Raw genomic sequence first — 16,339 nt, forward strand, 5'->3', positions numbered from 1 at the left:
TCGTGCCATGCGCAGAGGAGAGCCTGAACCATGTCCGTAGTCGCGTCACACGAACCCGCCCCGGCCCGGGTGGCCTCCGCAGCCCCCGGGGTTTTACACGACACGCGTCCGGCCCGGGTGACCGTGGCCGTCCATGCCGCCGACCTCGTCCTTCGCGTCGGCATCGTCCAGCAGCTGCGCCAGCGCCCGGAGATCGAGCTGGTCGACGGCCCGGACGCGGATCAGGCCCAGGTCACGCTCGTGGTCGTGGACGGCGTCGACGACCAGGTCGCCGCGCTGCTGCACCGGCTGCGGCACAACAACGCCACCCGCACCGGGCTGATCGCCGGCAGTCTCGGGCCCGGCGCGCTCCAGCGGGTCATCGAGTGCGGGGTGGCCGCCGTGCTGCGCCGTGCCGAGGCGGACCAGGACCGGCTGCTGCACCTGGTCAAGGCCATCGCCAACGGTGAGGGCGTGCTGCCCGGCGACATGCTGGGCAAGCTCCTCACGCATGTCGCGAGCCTGCACCGCTCGGAGCTGGAGCCGCAGGGCCTGTCCCTGTCCAGCCTGACGACACGTGAGGCGGACATGCTGCGGTTGGTCTCGGAGGGCATGGACACCGCAGAGATAGCCCGGAAGACCGCGTACTCCGAACGCACCGTCAAGAACGTGTTGCACGAGGTCACGACGCGTCTGCAACTGCGCAACCGGGCCCACGCGGTCGGCTACGCGCTGCGCAACGGACTGATCTGACGGCCGCGGGCCGTACCTCGGGGGGAGCCGCGGCTTCCCGAAAGCACATCGCTGCTTCCCCCGGATACGGCCTCCGCGCCCTGCCGCCCGGGGCCGCCGCCCGGCAGGCTGGCAGGGTCGCACCCCGTACGGCCGCGCACGCGCACCCGCGCACGCCGGTACGGCCGCACACGTACGGTCGCGCGCCCGTACACGCACCCGAACGCCGCAGCACCCTGGGAGGGGACCGTGACCGGACCTGCCGACCCCCGCAGGCGCTTTCGCCTGGGAAGAGCCGGGGTGTCGCTGCTGCTGCTGGTCCCGCTGCTCGGGGCCACCGCGGCCGCCGGGGGAAGCGGCGGCGGCAGCTCCGCCACGCCGCGCGCGGCCGCCGCGGCCACCGGCGCGGACGACCGGATCACCTACGCGGGCACCAAGCACCGCAGCCTCGGCCAGGTGACGGCGCAGGACACCAAGAACAGCACCCCGCTGTTCGGCGACGGCCCCACCCACTACGACACCCAGCCGGCGGCGCTCGGCGACCAGCTGGTCTTCGCCAGTCTCCGCGACGAGCCGAAGCCGCAGATCTACCTGCGGTCCGCGGACGGCTCGGTGCTCAAGCTCACCAAGGGCATGGACGCCGCGCACCCGCGGCTCACCCCGGACGGCGGCTCGGTCGTCTTCGACGCCGCGGAACCGGCCGCGGGCGGCGGCACCCAGCGCGACCTGTGGCTCGTCCACACCGACGGCACCGGCCTGACCCGGCTCACCGACACCCCGGACAACGAGGAGAGCCCCACCGTCTCCCCGGACGGCAAGCAGATCGCGTTCTCCTGCGACAACGACCCGCTCACCGGCCCCCAGATCTACGTCCGCGACCTCGACGGCGGCCCGCTCACCCGGATCAGCGACCCCGCCAACGGCCCGGCCACCGAACCGGTGTGGAACCCGGTGGACGACGACGCGCACCGCGACCTCATCGCCTACACCGCCACGATCCCGCCCGACAGCGGCCCGCGTCTGACGGGGGCCAAGGCCGTCGCGGCGGCGGTCGCGAACGGCAGCCCACGGCTGCGGGTGACGGACGGCACGACCGACCAGCCGTTCATGGCGGGCGACTACGCCTCCTGGCGGGCCCACGGGGCATCCTGGCTGCCCGACGGGAACGAGGTGGTCTTCCTCAGCCCCGAGATCACGTGCGACTGCGAGGGCGACTTCGACCATGTCTTCCGCACCACGCTGCACTCCGACGGCCAGCCCTCGCTGGTGCTCACCGAGGACCGCGAGGTCACCTCGCCGACCTGGTCCGGCCCGGTGGACGGCGGCGGCGCGATCGTGGAGCGCGACACCGCGGCCAACCCCTGCATCGTGACCCTCCAGGACGTCCGGATGGACGGCTCCGACCCGCGCGACCTCGGGGTGACGATCCTGGAGGAGGACCCGGCGGCCTGGACGAACACCGATCCGACGAAGAACCCGCTGTTCGTGCCCGCGGCCGGCTACGACCCGTGGAGCGAACGGCAGAACTACACGCCGGACGGCCGCCGGATCGTCGTGACCCGCTTCGAGGACGTCGATCCCGGCAACCCCGACTCCGCGCGCATGGAGCGGATCTGGCTGGTGGACGCGGACGGCACCAACGGTGAGCCCATGCCGCTCGGCGGGCGTAACGCCACCGACTGGGACACCGACCCGACCTTCTCCCCCGACGGCAGCCACATCGCCTTCACCCGCACCTCCCCCGGCGGCGTCCTGGACGCGGCCGGTCCCAGCCAGGTCCTCATCGCCGACGCGAAGTCCGGCGCGATCACCGGGAAGATCACCCCGCCGGCCGGTCAGGTGCAGGGCCACGACGCGCAGCCCACCTGGTCGCCGGACGGCACCGTGCTGGCCTTCACCCGGGACACCGCGGACCAGGGCGGCGGCAAGCACATCTGGACCGCGCCCGTCGCCGACCTCGCCGACCAGCACGACGTGACCTCGGGCAACTGCCCCGCGAACTGCACCGTCATCGACGACAGCCCGGCCTTCTCACCGGACGGCCGCGGCATCGTCTTCAACCGCAAGAACGGCGGCGCGCAGCAGACCGACGAGCACGACGGCCTGATCCAGGTCGCCGCCGACGGCAGCGGCTGCAAGGTGCTGCTGCCGCAGGCCGCGCGCGGCAACGCCTGCACACAGGAGCTGCCCGACACCTCGCAGACCGGCCCCTTCCAGCCGCGGGACGCGGCCTGGACGGCGGACGGCAAGAGCGTCGTCTTCACCTCCCGCGAGGCCGAGGCCCCCAACAGCCCCGAGCACCTGCGGCTGCTGGACGTCGCGACCGGCACCGTCACGGCGCTGACCTCGGAGCTGGCCGGGCGGCAGAAGGAGCCGTCCGTCCAGCAGTCCGTGGACCTCGCGGTGGACGCGCCCGGCACCGTGCCCCCGGTCACCGTGGGCACCCCCACCACCGTCACCGTGAACGTGGTGAACCACGGCCCCGCCGCCTCGCCCGGCACGGTGCTGACGGTCCTGCCGCCCGAGGGCGTCCGGGTCACCGGCATCACCTGGCCCGGCCACACCTGCGAGGCCGCGTCGCTGCAGTGCAACGTCGGCGTCGTGCCGCCGGGCGAGAGCGTGCCGGTGACCGTCACGGTGATCGGGGACGTGCCCGGCGACGCGCCCATCCGCTGGCACGTCACCGGCAGCGTCATCGACCCGCTGCCCGACGACAACGACGGCGACACCGTGGTGCCCGTGCGGGAGGCGCCGCCCACCACGCCGCCGCCCACGACACCCCCGCCCACGACACCGCCGCCGACCACGCCTCCGCCGACGCAGCCGCCCGCCCCGCCCGCGCCCAAGGCCGGGCCCGGTGTGCACGTCACCGCGCAGCCCAACCCGGGCTATGTCGGCGGCAAGGTCGTCGTCAGCTACACCGTGCGCAACGGGCGCAACGCCCTCGCGACCGGCTTGCGGCTGCGGATCGGGCTGCCCGCGGGCCTGCCCAACTCCGGGCCGCCGCCGGGCTGCGACAGCTCGTGGGTCTGCGCGCTGCCGGACCTCAAGCCGGGCCGCAGCGTCGTCGTCACCGTCGTGCTCAGCCCCGACAAGGCGCTCACCGGCACCGTGACCGGCCGTCTCACCACGACCGGCACGGACGCCGACCTGAGCGACAACACCGCCCGGCAGAAGCTGCGGATCCTCCAGCCGGTGATCATCGCGGTGCCGCCGATCGGCAAGCCCGGCTTCGTGACCTCGGTCCGCGGCAAGGACTTCCCGCCCGGCGTCCCGGTACGTTTCACGTGGAACCCCGGCATCACCGCGGCGGCCGCGCCCACCTTCCCCGGCAAGGACGGCACCTTCATCGGCCAGCTGCTCATCCTCACCAAGGACCAGACCGGCCCGCGCACCATCACCGCCACCGGCCCCGGATTCACCTGCGAGCCCATCGACTTCCTGGTGGTCAGCGGCAGCATCCAGCCGCCGGACGAGGTGACCCGCCGGTGATCCACGAAGTCGACGAGGCCCTCGGCCGGCTCATCACCGAATCGGGCCTGGAGGCGTCGGGCGTCGAAGTGGTCTTCGACGCCCCGACGAAGGAATGGGCCGCGCGCCGCGGCGGCCCCACGGTGTGCGTGTTCCTCTACGACATCCGCGAGGACGTCAGCCGCCGCGGCAACGGCGCGGGGGAGATCTACGACGAGGAGGGGCACGTGGTGGGGCGGCGCACCCCGCCGCGCTGGTTCGACCTGACCTACCTCGTCACGGCGTGGGCGACCCGCCCGCAGGACGAGCACATGCTGCTCTCCCAGATCCTCGCGACGCTGACCTCCACCGAGACGCTGCCCGCCCGGCTGCTCGGCGGCTCGCTGGCCGAACTGAACCTCCAGGTCGGCCTGGACACCGCCGGTACGGGCATGGACGCGCCCGCCGCCGCCGACGTCTGGTCGGCCTTCGGCGGCGAACTCAAGGCCTCGGTGTCGGTACGGGTCCGCGCCCCGCTCGCCGGTGTCACCCGGCAGACCGCGCCGCCCGTCACGGAGGGCCTGGTGCTGCGCACGACCGACCCCGTCCACACCGCTGAGGAGACCGACCCCGGCCGCCGGCTGCGCTACCGGGAGGTCAGCGACCCGGGCCCGGACGGCTTCGCGGGCCCGCGCGACCGCGGCGCCCCACCCGCGCGCCGCCGCCGCGGGGAGCGCCAGCCATGAGCACGGTGGCCGCGAACCTCGCGCAGGAGGCACATCCGGAGGGGGCGCCCACCGGGGAGCCGGACTTCGACCTCTGGGAGCGGCTCGCCGTCGTCGAGGGGTGGGTACGGGGAGCCGTCGAACGGCGCCGGGGTGACGACCCGGACCCGGACGACCCCTACCGGGGGCAGTACCTCACGCCCGAGGCCGCGCAGCGCATCCTCGACGGGCCCGGCGGACTCGGCATGCCCGCCGCCGGGAGCTGGCGGCCCGCGCCGGGCACCGTGCTCGACGGGCTCGCCGCCCGCTTCGGGCTCACCGCGCTCGACCTGGACCTGCTGCTCGTCGCCCTCGCCCCCGACCTCGACGCCCGTTTCGAGTCGCTCTACGGCTACCTCAACGACGACCTGACGCGCCGCCGCCCCAGCGTCGGGCTCGCGCTCGAACTGTGCGGCCGCACGGGCATGTCGGCGGACCGCTTCCGGCTCGCCCCCGGCGCGCCGCTCGTCGAGGGCGGCCTGCTGGAGGTCACCGAACCCGAACGGCCCCCGCTCTCCCGGACGCTGACCGTGCCCGACCGGGTGACCGCACACCTGCTGGGCGGCTCCCGCCCCGACACCCGGCTCGCCGCCGTCCTCGGCGAGGCCGCGCCGGACCCGGCGGCCGAGCCCGCGCGGGTCCGGGCGGTGGCCGCCGCGGCGGCCACCGGGACGGGCCTGGTCCACCTGCGCAGCCGTGGCGGCGACGCCGAGGGCCTCGCCGTCGCCGCGCTGCGCGCGGCCGGGCTGCGCCCGCTCGTGCTGGACGCGGCGGCGCTCGCCCCGCGCGCCGCGGAGGTGCCGGACATCGCCCGCGCCGCCGCCCGCGAGGCGCGGCTGACCGGCGCCGGGGCGGTGCTCGGCCCGCTGGAGGCGCTGCCCGACCGGCCCGCCGAACGCGCCCGCGTGCTGGGGGAGTTGTGCGCGGCCCTGCGCGGCATCCCGTTCCTCACGCACGGCGGCTCCGCCTGGGACCCGGCGTGGGCGGCGGACGGCCCCGTCGTCCTGACCGTCCCCGCGCCCTCCCCCGAACGCCAGGCCGCCCGCTGGCGCCACGCCCTGGACGAGGCCGCCCACGCCGTACACCCGCAGGACGAGGCCGTACGCCCCGAGGGCCCAGCCCCGCAGGACGCCGCCGCGCTCGCCGCGGCCGTCGCCGCGCACCGGCTGGACGCGCGGCAGCTGCGCCGGGCGGCCGACGTGGCCGTGCGGACCGCCGCGCTCGCCGGGCGCCCGGTCGCGGCGGACGACCTGCGCACCGCCGTCCGCGCGCAGAACGGCGCGGGCCTGGAGCGGCTGGCCCGCCGGGTGGAGCCGGGTGTCGGCTGGGACGACCTGGTCCTCCCGCCGCCCACCCACCGCAGGCTGCGCGAGCTGGCACTGCGCGCCCGGCACCGCGACCAGGTGCTGGGGCAGTGGGGGATGCGGCCGGGCGGCGGCCGCGGGCGCGGCGTCATCGCGCTCTTCTCCGGCGAGTCCGGCACCGGCAAGACGATGTCCGCCGAGGTGGTGGCCGCCGACCTGGGCATGGACCTCTACGTCGTGGACCTGTCCACCGTCGTCGACAAGTACGTGGGCGAGACCGAGAAGAACCTGGAGCGGATCTTCACCGAGGCCTCCGCCGTCAACGCGGTGCTGCTCTTCGACGAGGCCGACGCGATCTTCGGCAAGCGCTCGGAGGTGAAGGACGCGAGCGACCGGCACGCCAACATCGAGTCCGCGTACCTGCTCCAGCGCATGGAGTCCTTCGACGGCATCGCCGTGCTGACGACCAACCTGCGGGCGAACCTCGACGCGGCCTTCACCCGCCGGATCGACGTCGTCGCCGACTTCCCGATGCCCGACGCCGGGCGCCGCCGGGACCTGTGGGAGCGCTGCCTCGGCGAGCGGCTGCCGCGCGCCGCCGACCTGGACCTGGCCTTCTGCGCCGAGCGCTTCGAGCTGGCGGGCGGCTCCATCCGGGCCTGTGCGGTGACCGCCGCCTACCTCGCGGCGGAGGCGGACGGCCCGCTGACCATGCGCCAGGTGGTGACGTCCATCGCGCAGGAGTACCGCAAGCTCGGCCGCCTGGTCCTGGCGGGCGAGTTCGGCCCCTGGCTCGCGCAGATCACCGACACCTGACGACCGGCCGCGCGCCACCCCCGACAGGTCCGCGTAGGCCGTCCGACCTGCTGCGGCGCGCTCCGCCGCCGGTCGTCCGGCGGGAGTTCCGGAGCGCGCTCGCGGGGTCACGCTGCGGGTCCGCAAAGGGCAGCGGGCCTGCCCCCCGGCAGGTCCGCGGGTCTCTGGCCGATGCAGGTGTCTGCTCCGCAGACTCGGGCTGGAGACAGGTGATCCGCAGCCGGATCCGCAGCCGGTATGGACGCGAAGGAGCGAGTATGGCGACGTACCTCACCCCGGGTGTGTACATGGAGGAGGTGCAGTCCGGGGCGCGGCCGATCGAAGGGGTCGGCACCGCCGTCGCCGCGTTCGTCGGCTTCGCCGAGACCGGACCGTTCCACGCACCGACGCTGGTGACCAGCTGGGACCAGTACAGCCAGCTCTTCGGTGGCTTCACCGAGGGCACGTACCTGGCGCACGCGGTCTACGGCTACTTCGCCAACGGCGGCGGCGCCGCGTACATCGTGCGCATCGGCGGTGCGGCGGGCACGGGCGCGGACAGCGCGCAGAAGGCGGTCGGTTCGGCGGAGCCCGTCGAGCTGGGCGGCTTCACCGTCGTCGCCAAGCCCGGTGCGGCCGGTCTGACGGTCGAGGTCGCGGACGCGGAGGGCGACAGCCCCGCGGAGGACCGCTTCAAGCTGCTGGTCAAGCAGGGCGACAAGGTCGTGGAGACCTTCGACGCCTCGACCCGCAAGAACGTCCGCGCCTACCTGGTGACCCAGGCGCGCGGGTCGAGCTACGTCGAGGTCGCCGAGAAGCGCGGCAGCGCCCAGACCCGCCCGGCCAACGGTGTGACCGCGCTGGCCGACGGCCCGGCCCCGGCGGGCCGCGGCGGCTCCGGCGAGGTGCAGCGGCTCAGCCCGTCGGAGTACGTGGGCGACACCGCGGCCCGTACCGGCTTCGGCGGCCTGGAGACGATCGACGAGATCACCATGGTCGCCGTCCCGGACCTGATGAGCGCCTTCCAGCGCGGCGCGATCGACGCCGAGGGTGTGCGCACCGTGCAGCTCGCCGTCATCGCGCACTGCGAGCAGATGGGCGACCGGGTCGCCGTGCTGGACGCCCCTCCCGGGCTCTCCGCGCAGCAGGTGCGCACCTGGCGCAACGACGAGGCGGGCTACGACTCCCGCTACGCGACGCTCTACTACCCGTGGGTGCGGGTCTTCGACCCGGCGCTCGGCCACAACACCATCGTCCCGCCGAGCGGCCACATCGCCGGTGTGTGGGCGCGCAGCGACGTCGAGCGCGGGGTGCACAAGGCGCCCGCCAACGAGGTCATCCGCGGCGCGGTGGATCTGGAACTGCGGCTCAGCAAGGGCGAGCAGGATCTGCTCAACCCGATCGGCGTCAACTGCGTGCGCGCCTTCCCCGGCCGCGGCATCCGCGTGTGGGGCGCCCGCACCCTCTCCTCCGACCCGGCCTGGCGCTACCTGAACGTGCGCCGGCTGTTCAACTACCTGGAGGAGTCCATCCTGCTGGGCACCCAGTGGGTGGTCTTCGAGCCCAACGACGACCGGCTGTGGTCCAGCATCCGGCGCAACGTCACGGCCTTCCTCACCGAGGAGTGGCGGCGCGGCGCGCTGTTCGGCCGCACCGCCGACGAGGCCTTCTACGTCAAGTGCGACCGCGACAACAACCCGCCGGAGTCGATCGACCAGGGCCGTGTGGTGTGTGAGATCGGCGTCTGCCCGGTCAAGCCCGCGGAGTTCGTGGTCTTCCGGCTGGCGCAGTTCTCCGACAGCACCAGCCTCATCGACGAGTGACCGCGGCGACAGCGACCGCGACAGCGACTGCGACCGCGACAGCGACCGCGAACCAGCGACGTAGCAAGGAAAGGTGACGGAAAGTCATGGCAGAGGGCGACGCGCTTTCCACCCACATCTTCGGCGTGCAGCTCGGCGGCTACCTGGTGGAGTCCGTCCAGGAGATCAGCGGGCTGACCGTCGAGGAGGAGGTCGTCGAGGTCCGGCAGGTCAGCTCCGACGGCAAGCAGATCATCCGCAAGCAGCCCGGTGCCCGGCTGGCCGGTGAGATCACCATCACCCGCGGCATCGACAAGAGCAGCGAATTCACCAAGTGGATCAAGGAGACGCTCAACAAGGGCGCCGTCAACACCGCTCGGCAGAACCTCACGATCGAGATCAAGGACTCCGAGGGCAGCACGGTCCGCCGCATCCAGCTGATGCAGGGCTGGGCGTCCAAGTGGGAGGGCCCGTCCCTCAACGCGGGCCAGTCGTCCGCGGCCACCGAGTCCGTGACCATCGTGTTCGAGGAGATCGTCGTCGAATGAGGCGCCGTACGGTCAGCGCGGGCAGCCTGGAGGAGATCCTCGAGGCGACGGCACCACTCGTCCGCACGCCGGACCAGCAGCCGGAGCAGCCGGGGGCCGCCGCACCGGCAGCCCCCGCCGCCCCGGCGGCGGCCGCCCGGCGGCAGCAGGCGCTGCGCGACGAGTTCGAGTTCGAGCTGCCGCGCGGCTACGTGGACGACGAGGGTGTCGTGCACCGGCACGGCGCCATGCGGCTGGCCACGGCCCGCGACGAGCTGCGCCCGCAGATCGACCTGCGGGTCAAGGAGAACCCGGCGTACCTGAGCGTGGTCCTGCTCAGCCAGGTCATCACCCGGCTGGGCCCGATCACCGATGTGCACGCCGGGATCGTCGAGCGGATGTACGCGACCGACGTCGCCTTCCTCCAGGACTTCTACCGGCGGGTCAACAGCGAGGGCCACACCCGCGCGGCCGTGACCTGCCCGCACTGCGACGGCGGCTTCGAGGTCGATCTCTCGGGCGGGCGCCTGGGGGAATCGTGACGTACGCCCTCCCCCGGCTGCGGGAGGAGATCGCGTACATCGCCTACCACTTCCACTGGGCGCGCGAGGAGATCCTCGACCTCACGCACGACGAGCGGCGCCAGTGGGTGAACGAGATCGCCCGCATCAACACCCGTATGAACGAAGGCGGTTGAGCACATGGCATGGCGGGACAGGCTGCACCGCCGGCCCGCCGGCGGCTCCGCCGGGCCTGCCGCGGAGGGCGCCGACGCGCCGGTCGCTTCCCCCGCGGGCGGTCCCGCCGGGGGCGCCGGTGCGGGCCGTGCCATGCCCCCCGGGTGGGACGGCGGATGGCGGCGGACGTCACCGCCCGAACTGACCGTCGCCCGCTCCGCGTCGGGCGTGAGCGACGGCCTGGTCTTCCGGGGCCGCCTCGCGTCGTGGCAGAACCCGATGTTCGACAGCGGCCTCGGCCACGCGGTCTCCCCGAGCGCTCCCGCGGGCGTGGCGCGCGGGGTGACCCGGCCGCCCGCCCCGGGGCCCGTGCCCGCTCCGCGTGCCGGGCGCGGGGGTCCGCTGCTGCTCAGCGCGGTGGGGGACGGTACGGCGGGGGGCCCGGCCGCGTCAGGTACGGCCGCCTCCCGGCCGCTCGTGCCCGCCGCCGACTCGCCCGCGACGCTCACCGGTCCGGCTCCGGCGGTGCAGCGGGCCACGACCGTTTCCGCTTCCGCTGCCGCGGTGCCGATACCGCTCGTACGGCGGGTCGCCGTGGTGCCGGGCACGGGGGAGGCCCCGCCCGTCGCGGGCCGCGACTCCGCCGGAGGGGCCCGGCGCACCGCCGGGGACGTCCCGGCCGTACGGCCCCGCCCGGTGGGGCCGTCGCCGGTCGTCGCACGCCGCCCGGCCCGTCCGGCGGTACGGCGGCTGAGCGCGCTGCGTCCGCCGGTCGCGCCCGAGGCGGCCCCGGTGCAGCGGGCGGGGGACGCGTCCGGAGCCGTTTCCGTACCGGCGCCGGACGGCCGGGAGCCGCAGGGTGCCGGTACCGCTTCTGCGGCGGTCGGCGGGATGCCGGTGGTGCAGCGGGCGGAGGGGGCTTCCGACGCTGCGGGCTCCGGACCGCAGACGGGCGGCCCGTCCAGCTCGTCCGGGGCTGGGGGCGTGCAGCGGGCGGTGCCGCCGCTCGGAGGGCGTGAACCGCTGGGTGACCTGCCGAACGCGGCGCCGTCCGTGCCTGTGTCCGGGGGCGCGCCCGCGGCCGCCGGGGGGCTCCCGGTGGTGCAGCGCGCGGAAGGCGCTGCGGAGGGCGGCGGCTCCGGGCCGCGCGCCGGGAGCGGTGACGGACGGGACGGTGCCGGGGCCTCCGGGGCTGCGGCGCCCGGAGCCGGAGGTGTGCAGCGGGCGGTGCCGCCGCTCGGCGGACGCGGCCCGCTCGGGCCGCCCATGGCCCAACTCCCCGACACGGTGCGGCCGGTGGACTCCGGCGCGGGCGGCGGCGCGATGCCAATCGTCCAGCGTGCGGAAGCGGCTCCCGGTGGGAGCGGCCCGGCAGGTGGCGGGTCCGGCACGGCGTCCGGTTCCGCGAGCCGTGGTCCGTCCGGCGACCGACCCGGCACCGCGTCTCCCGCGGGCGGCGGCGCGTCCGGTACGGCCCCGGGCGCGCGGACCAACGACGCTCCGGGGGGCGCGGACGCGGTCCATGGAGGGCCTGTGCAGCGGGCGGTTCCGCCGCTCGGCAGCCGGACCCCGCTGGGTGACCTGCCCGACGCGGCGCCGCTGGCGCCCGCGCCCGGGGGCGCGCCCGCGACCGCCGGGGGACTGCCGGTGGTGCAGCGCGCGGAAGGTGCCGCGGACGGCGGCCCCGGCCGGACGGCGGCGGCGGACGGTACGGGGGCGCGGCCCGGAACGGCCACGCCCGGTGACGTGGCCGTGCAGCGTGCCGTGCCGCCGCTCGGCGGACGCAGCCCGCTCGGCCCTCCCCTGACCCAACTCCCGGACAGCGCGCAGCCGGTGGGCCCCGCCGGAGGCATGCCGGTCGTCCAGCGTGCGGAGAACGCCGCGGACGGCACGGGCCCGGCGGCTGGTGGCGGGTCCGGCACCACCGCGCGCGGCGGCGACGCGACCGGCACGGGCGCCCCCGGCAACGGCGACAGCACCGTGCAGCGGGCCGTGCCGCCGCTCGGCGGGCGCACCCCGCTCGGGGCTCCCGTGCCCCGACTCCCGGACAGCGCAGGGCCAACGGCCACGGCACCCAGCGGCGGCCTGCCCGTCGTCCAGCGTGCGGAAGGCACGGCCGAGGCGCCCGCCCCACCCGCCGCCGCCCCGCGTCCCCGGAGCGGTCTGGGCGCCCCCCTCCCCGCGATGCCGGCCACCGCGGAGATCCCCGGCGCGCCCCGTACCGTCCGGCGTGCCCCGGCCGCCCCCGTGCTCGGCCCGACCGACCTGCGGCCCCGTACGCCCGAAGCCCCCGCCGCCCCGGCGCGTCCGGCGAACACCGGGGCATCCGCCGGCCCCGCCGCCCCGCTCGTCCGGCGTCCGGCTCCCACCGGCCCGCCGCCGGTCGTCGTCGCGCGCTCCCTCGCGGCAGGCAGCGGCGGCGCGCACCCGCTGACCCTCTTCCCGGCGCGGGCGCAGACGCGGACGCAGGCCCCGACCGCCGGGCGCGCCCTCCCGCTGCTGACCGGCCGCGGCCTCACCCCCAGCACGCGTGCCCCCGAGGGCGCCGCACCGCCCTCCGCCGCTGCGGCCCCGCCCGTGGTGGCCCCGCGCTGGCCGGGCGCCCCGGGCCCGGGTGTCCCGCAGGTCCAGCGGGCGGAAACGGGCTCGGCCCCGCCGCCGCTGGTCCGGCCCGCGGCGCCGGCCGCTCCCGTACCCTCCGCCGTTCCCGGCGCGCTCGCCTCCGCGGGCGCGCCCCCCGTCGTGCCCCTGGTCCAGCCCCGCCCCACCGCACCCGGCGGGAGCGCGGGCCCTTCCGGCGCCCCGCCCGTCCCCGTCGTCCCGGTCGTCCAGCGCAGCGCCCTGAACGGCGCGGACTTCGGCCTGCCGCCGGGCGTACCGGTCACCCCCGTTCCCAAGCCGCAACGCCAGGCGCAGCCGCAGGCGCAATCGCAGCCGGTCCAGCGCCGTACCGCGGGCCTCACCGCGGCGGGCGGGCAGCCGCAGCAGCAACCACAGGCCCAGCCGCAGGCACACGGCACCGACCCGGCCGAACTGGACGACCTGGCACGGCGGTTGCTCGAACCCGTCTCCCGGCTGCTGCGCACCGAGCTGCGCCGCGGGCGGGACCGTATCGGCCGTCCGCACGACGGCCGCCGCTGAGGGCGGGGAGAGGGAAGAGGGAGTCAGCAACGATGACGGACAGCATCTTCGCCACGAGCGTGTTCTTCCGGCTCGCCATCGGCGGCAACGACCTGGGCGCCTTCCACACGTGCTCCGGCATGGGCGCGCAGGTGGAGATGGAGAGTTACGCCGAGGGCGGCAACAACGGTTTCGCGCACCAGCTGCCGGGCCGGGTGACGTGGTCGAACATCACGCTCACCCGTCCCGTCACCGCCGACACCGCGAAGATCGCCCGCTGGCTGGACGAGACGCTGCGCCGGGTGCAGCCCAAGGACGGCGAGATCGTCGCCCTGCGGCCGGACCTGACGCAGATCATCAGCTGGCAGGTCTTCGGCATCGTGCCGGTGCGCTGGGAGGGGCCGTCGTTCGACCCGTCCAACTCCCAGGCGGCGGTGGAGACGCTGGAGATCGCCCACGAGGGCCTGCGGCCCGGCTGACCGGTCACCGCCCCTGCCGTCCAGCGCACTTGAGAGCCACCCGTCCGGAAAGGAACCCCTCGCATGTCCCCCGCGCTCCGCTCCGGCCGGACCTCGGCTCAGCTCGTCCTCATGGAGCCGCCCGCGACCGTCGGCGCGAAGCCGGGCGGTCAGATCGCCGTGCTCAACCTCCAGTTCAACCCCAACACCCTCCAGTTGCAGAAGACCAACGAGTGGCGGCGGACGCCGTCCCGGATGGCGGAGGAGTCGGCGCTGCCGGAGTTCGTGGGCAGCGGCCCGCGCACGCTGAGCCTGGACGTCTTCCTCGACGCCACCGCCACGCACGACAACTCCGTGGAGCAGGCGGTGGAGAAGCTGCTCAAGGCGTGCGTGCCGACCCCGGCGAGCCTGGGCCGCAAGAAGCCCGCGAGCCCGTGGGTGCGGTTCGAGTGGGGCACGGCCCGCACGACCTCGTTCTACGGCGTCGTCATGAGCGTCGCGGCGACGTACACGCTCTTCGACGTCGACGGCAAGCCGCTGCGGGCGACGTGCGCGCTCGCGATCGAGGAGGCGAGCGTCGACGTGCCGGGCCAGAACCCGACGTCCGGCGCGCGCACCGCCCGCAGCACGCACACCGTCGTCGCGGGCGACACCCTGGCGATGCTCGCGTGGCGGGAGTACGGCGACGCGTCCGCCTGGCGGGAGATCGCCGAGGCCAACGGCATCGACGACCCGATGGCGCTCGCACCCGGCACGGAACTCGTGGTGCCCGCGCTGCGCGGGGCCGGAGCGGAGGGCTGACGCCCGAGCTCCCGCAGTGGTCGGCCGAGGCACGAGGCCGCCCGCGGAGGGAGTGAGCAGGAAGACCGACCACAAGAGAGGAGGAAGAGGCATGAGCGAGCAGGGCGGGCGGTCCTTCGCGGCGGACCCGATCGTGGAGGCGCCCGGCGAACTCCCCAAGATCTGGGCGGCGCAGCTGGTGAGCTGTGTCGTGGACGAGAACGTGGGGCTGCCGGACGCCGCCGTGCTGACCTTCCGCGACCCCGACCACGAATTCCTCGGCAAGACCGGCATCACGATCGGCACCCCGCTGAAGGTGTCGGTCGTGACCGCCTCCGGGCAGGGCCGCGAGCTGCTGTTCAACGGCGAGGTCACCGCGCTGGAGCTGGACCGCGACCGTACCGGCAGCTTCACCGTCGTGCGGGCCTACTCGCGGGCGCACCGCCTGCAACGCGGCCGCCGGGTGGCGGCCTACCGCAACATGTCGGCGTCGGCGATCGTGCGGCAGGTCGCCTCCCGCGCGGGCCTCGCGGTCGGCAAGGTCGAGGCGGCCCCGGTCACGTACAAGCAGCTCTCCCAGGCGAACGTCTCGGACTGGGACTTCCTGCAGTTCCTCGCGCACGAGAGCGGCGCGCTGGTGCGGGTGGACGACAAGGGCGTGCTGCAGTTCACCAAGCCGAAGAACGCCTCCGGCGCGCCCTCGCCCTCGACCTCCGCCGCCCGCAACCCGCTCGTCCTCGAATACGGCCGCAACCTGCTCGCGCTGCGGGCCGCGCTCACGGCCGCGGACGGCGCCGCGCAGGTGGAGGTGCGCGGCTGGGACGTGCGGACGAAGAAGCCGCTGGTCTCGCGGGAGCCGTCGGTCGTGAGCGACAGCGTGCGGCCGGGGCTCAGCCCGTCGCGCGCCTCGTCCGTCTTCGGCACCGCCAAGCTGACCGTCACCGACACCCCGTACGGCACGCTCGCCGAGACCACCGCCGCCGCCGGGGCGGCCGCCGACCAGGTCGCGGCGGGCTTCGCCGAGCTGGAGGCGGTGGCCGAGGGCAACCCGATGCTGCGCGCGGGCGTACCGGTCGCGCTCGGCAACGTCGGGGAGGCCTTCTCCGGGCGCTACACCGCGACCGCGGCCCAGCACGTCCTGGAGCCCGACCGCGGCTACCGCACCACCGTGTGGGTCGGCGCCAGCCCGGACCGCTCGCTGACCGGCCTGGTGACCGGCGCCAACGCCCCCGGCCGCGGCGCCCGCGTCCCGGGCCTGGCCACCGGCGTCGTCACGGACGTGCGCGAGCCGGAGGGCGGGCAGAACGGCGCGGTGCGGCTCACCTTCCCCTGGCTCGACGACACCTACGTCACCGACTGGGTGCGCACCGTGCAGTGGGGCGGCAAGGGCGGCGGCGGAGTGGTCAGCCCCGAGGTCAACGACGAGGTGCTGGTCGGCTTCGAACAGGGCCTGCTGGACCACCCGTTCGTCATCGGCGGCCTCTACAACGGCCAGGACAAGCCCTCCAAGCACGACGTGCCGCTCGTCGACCGCACCAGCGGAAAGCTCAACCGCCGTTCGGTGGTGTCGCGTTCGGGCCACCGGGTGGAACTGCTGGACGCGCCCACGGGCCTGAACGGCGTCCGCCTGCAGACCGGCGACGGGCGCCTCACCGTCTTCCTCGACGACCGCAACAACCGCATCGAGGTCACCGTCACCGCGTCGGCGGGCGGCGCCGCGCTCAGCTCCCTGGTCATGGACCGCAGCGGCATCACGCTGGACGCCAAGCAGGGCACGGTCAACGTGCGCGGACGGCAGGTCAACGTGGACGGCACGGCGGGCGCCCGGGTCAGCGGCGCGTCCGTCAGCGTCAAGGGCACGGCGGACGTCACCGTGGACGGCGGCGCGCTCGGTGTGCTCAAGGCCGCACTTGTCCGGATCAACTGAGGCGCGCCCATGGTGACTTGCTCG

General features: G+C 75.3%; 12 protein-coding genes. All 12 read left to right on the plus strand.

All coding sequences use genetic code 11. The features are described from left to right. Positions 1 to 30 precede the first annotated feature (30 nt). Positions 31 to 732 (plus strand): LuxR C-terminal-related transcriptional regulator, encoded by a 702-nt coding sequence (locus ACWERV_RS02585; RefSeq protein ID WP_452927754.1) that lies wholly within the window; start codon positions 31 to 33, stop codon positions 730 to 732. Positions 733 to 1,017: 285 nt separating this feature from the next. Then, the gene (locus ACWERV_RS02590) at positions 1,018 to 4,203 is read left to right on the plus strand and encodes a hypothetical protein (RefSeq protein WP_452928066.1); all 3,186 of its coding nucleotides are present in this window, start codon (positions 1,018 to 1,020) and stop codon (positions 4,201 to 4,203) included. After that, positions 4,200 to 4,907: a DUF4255 domain-containing protein gene (locus tag ACWERV_RS02595; protein WP_452927757.1), complete on the plus strand. Its 708-nt coding sequence runs from the start codon at positions 4,200 to 4,202 to the stop codon at positions 4,905 to 4,907. Before ACWERV_RS02590 ends, ACWERV_RS02595 begins: the two co-directional genes overlap by 4 nt. Then, complete coding sequence (locus ACWERV_RS02600) at positions 4,904 to 7,045, plus strand: ATP-binding protein (RefSeq protein WP_452927759.1); 2,142 nt, start codon at positions 4,904 to 4,906, stop codon at positions 7,043 to 7,045. The genes ACWERV_RS02595 and ACWERV_RS02600 overlap by 4 nt, the downstream gene beginning before the upstream one ends. 257 nt (positions 7,046 to 7,302) lie before the next feature. Further along, complete coding sequence (locus tag ACWERV_RS02605) at positions 7,303 to 8,847, plus strand: phage tail sheath family protein (protein WP_452927762.1); 1,545 nt, start codon at positions 7,303 to 7,305, stop codon at positions 8,845 to 8,847. 86 nt (positions 8,848 to 8,933) lie between these two features. After that, positions 8,934 to 9,374, plus strand: a complete 441-nt coding sequence (locus tag ACWERV_RS02610; RefSeq protein WP_031512817.1) for a phage tail protein — start codon at positions 8,934 to 8,936, stop codon at positions 9,372 to 9,374. Then, positions 9,371 to 9,895 carry a hypothetical protein gene (locus tag ACWERV_RS02615; RefSeq protein ID WP_452927766.1) on the plus strand — a complete coding sequence of 175 codons (525 nt, stop codon included), beginning with the start codon at positions 9,371 to 9,373 and terminating at the stop codon, positions 9,893 to 9,895. The genes ACWERV_RS02610 and ACWERV_RS02615 overlap by 4 nt, the downstream gene beginning before the upstream one ends. Next, positions 9,892 to 10,050, plus strand: coding sequence for a DUF6760 family protein (locus ACWERV_RS02620; RefSeq protein ID WP_199923323.1), 159 nt, complete (start codon positions 9,892 to 9,894; stop codon positions 10,048 to 10,050). Before ACWERV_RS02615 ends, ACWERV_RS02620 begins: the two co-directional genes overlap by 4 nt. 4 nt (positions 10,051 to 10,054) lie before the next feature. Further along, complete coding sequence (locus ACWERV_RS02625) at positions 10,055 to 13,171, plus strand: hypothetical protein (RefSeq protein WP_452927769.1); 3,117 nt, start codon at positions 10,055 to 10,057, stop codon at positions 13,169 to 13,171. A gap of 32 nt (positions 13,172 to 13,203) precedes the next feature. Next, on the plus strand, positions 13,204 to 13,629 hold the full coding sequence (locus ACWERV_RS02630) for a phage tail protein (RefSeq protein WP_398174877.1): 426 nt from the start codon (positions 13,204 to 13,206) through the stop codon (positions 13,627 to 13,629). A 63-nt stretch (positions 13,630 to 13,692) separates the two neighbouring features. Next, positions 13,693 to 14,409: a CIS tube protein gene (locus ACWERV_RS02635; protein ID WP_452927771.1), complete on the plus strand. Its 717-nt coding sequence runs from the start codon at positions 13,693 to 13,695 to the stop codon at positions 14,407 to 14,409. Positions 14,410 to 14,500: 91 nt separating this feature from the next. Further along, positions 14,501 to 16,315 carry a VgrG-related protein gene (locus ACWERV_RS02640; RefSeq protein ID WP_452927773.1) on the plus strand — a complete coding sequence of 605 codons (1,815 nt, stop codon included), beginning with the start codon at positions 14,501 to 14,503 and terminating at the stop codon, positions 16,313 to 16,315. The last annotated feature ends 24 nt before the right edge of the window (positions 16,316 to 16,339 follow it).

Source organism: Streptomyces sp. NPDC004031 (genome assembly GCF_053604375.1).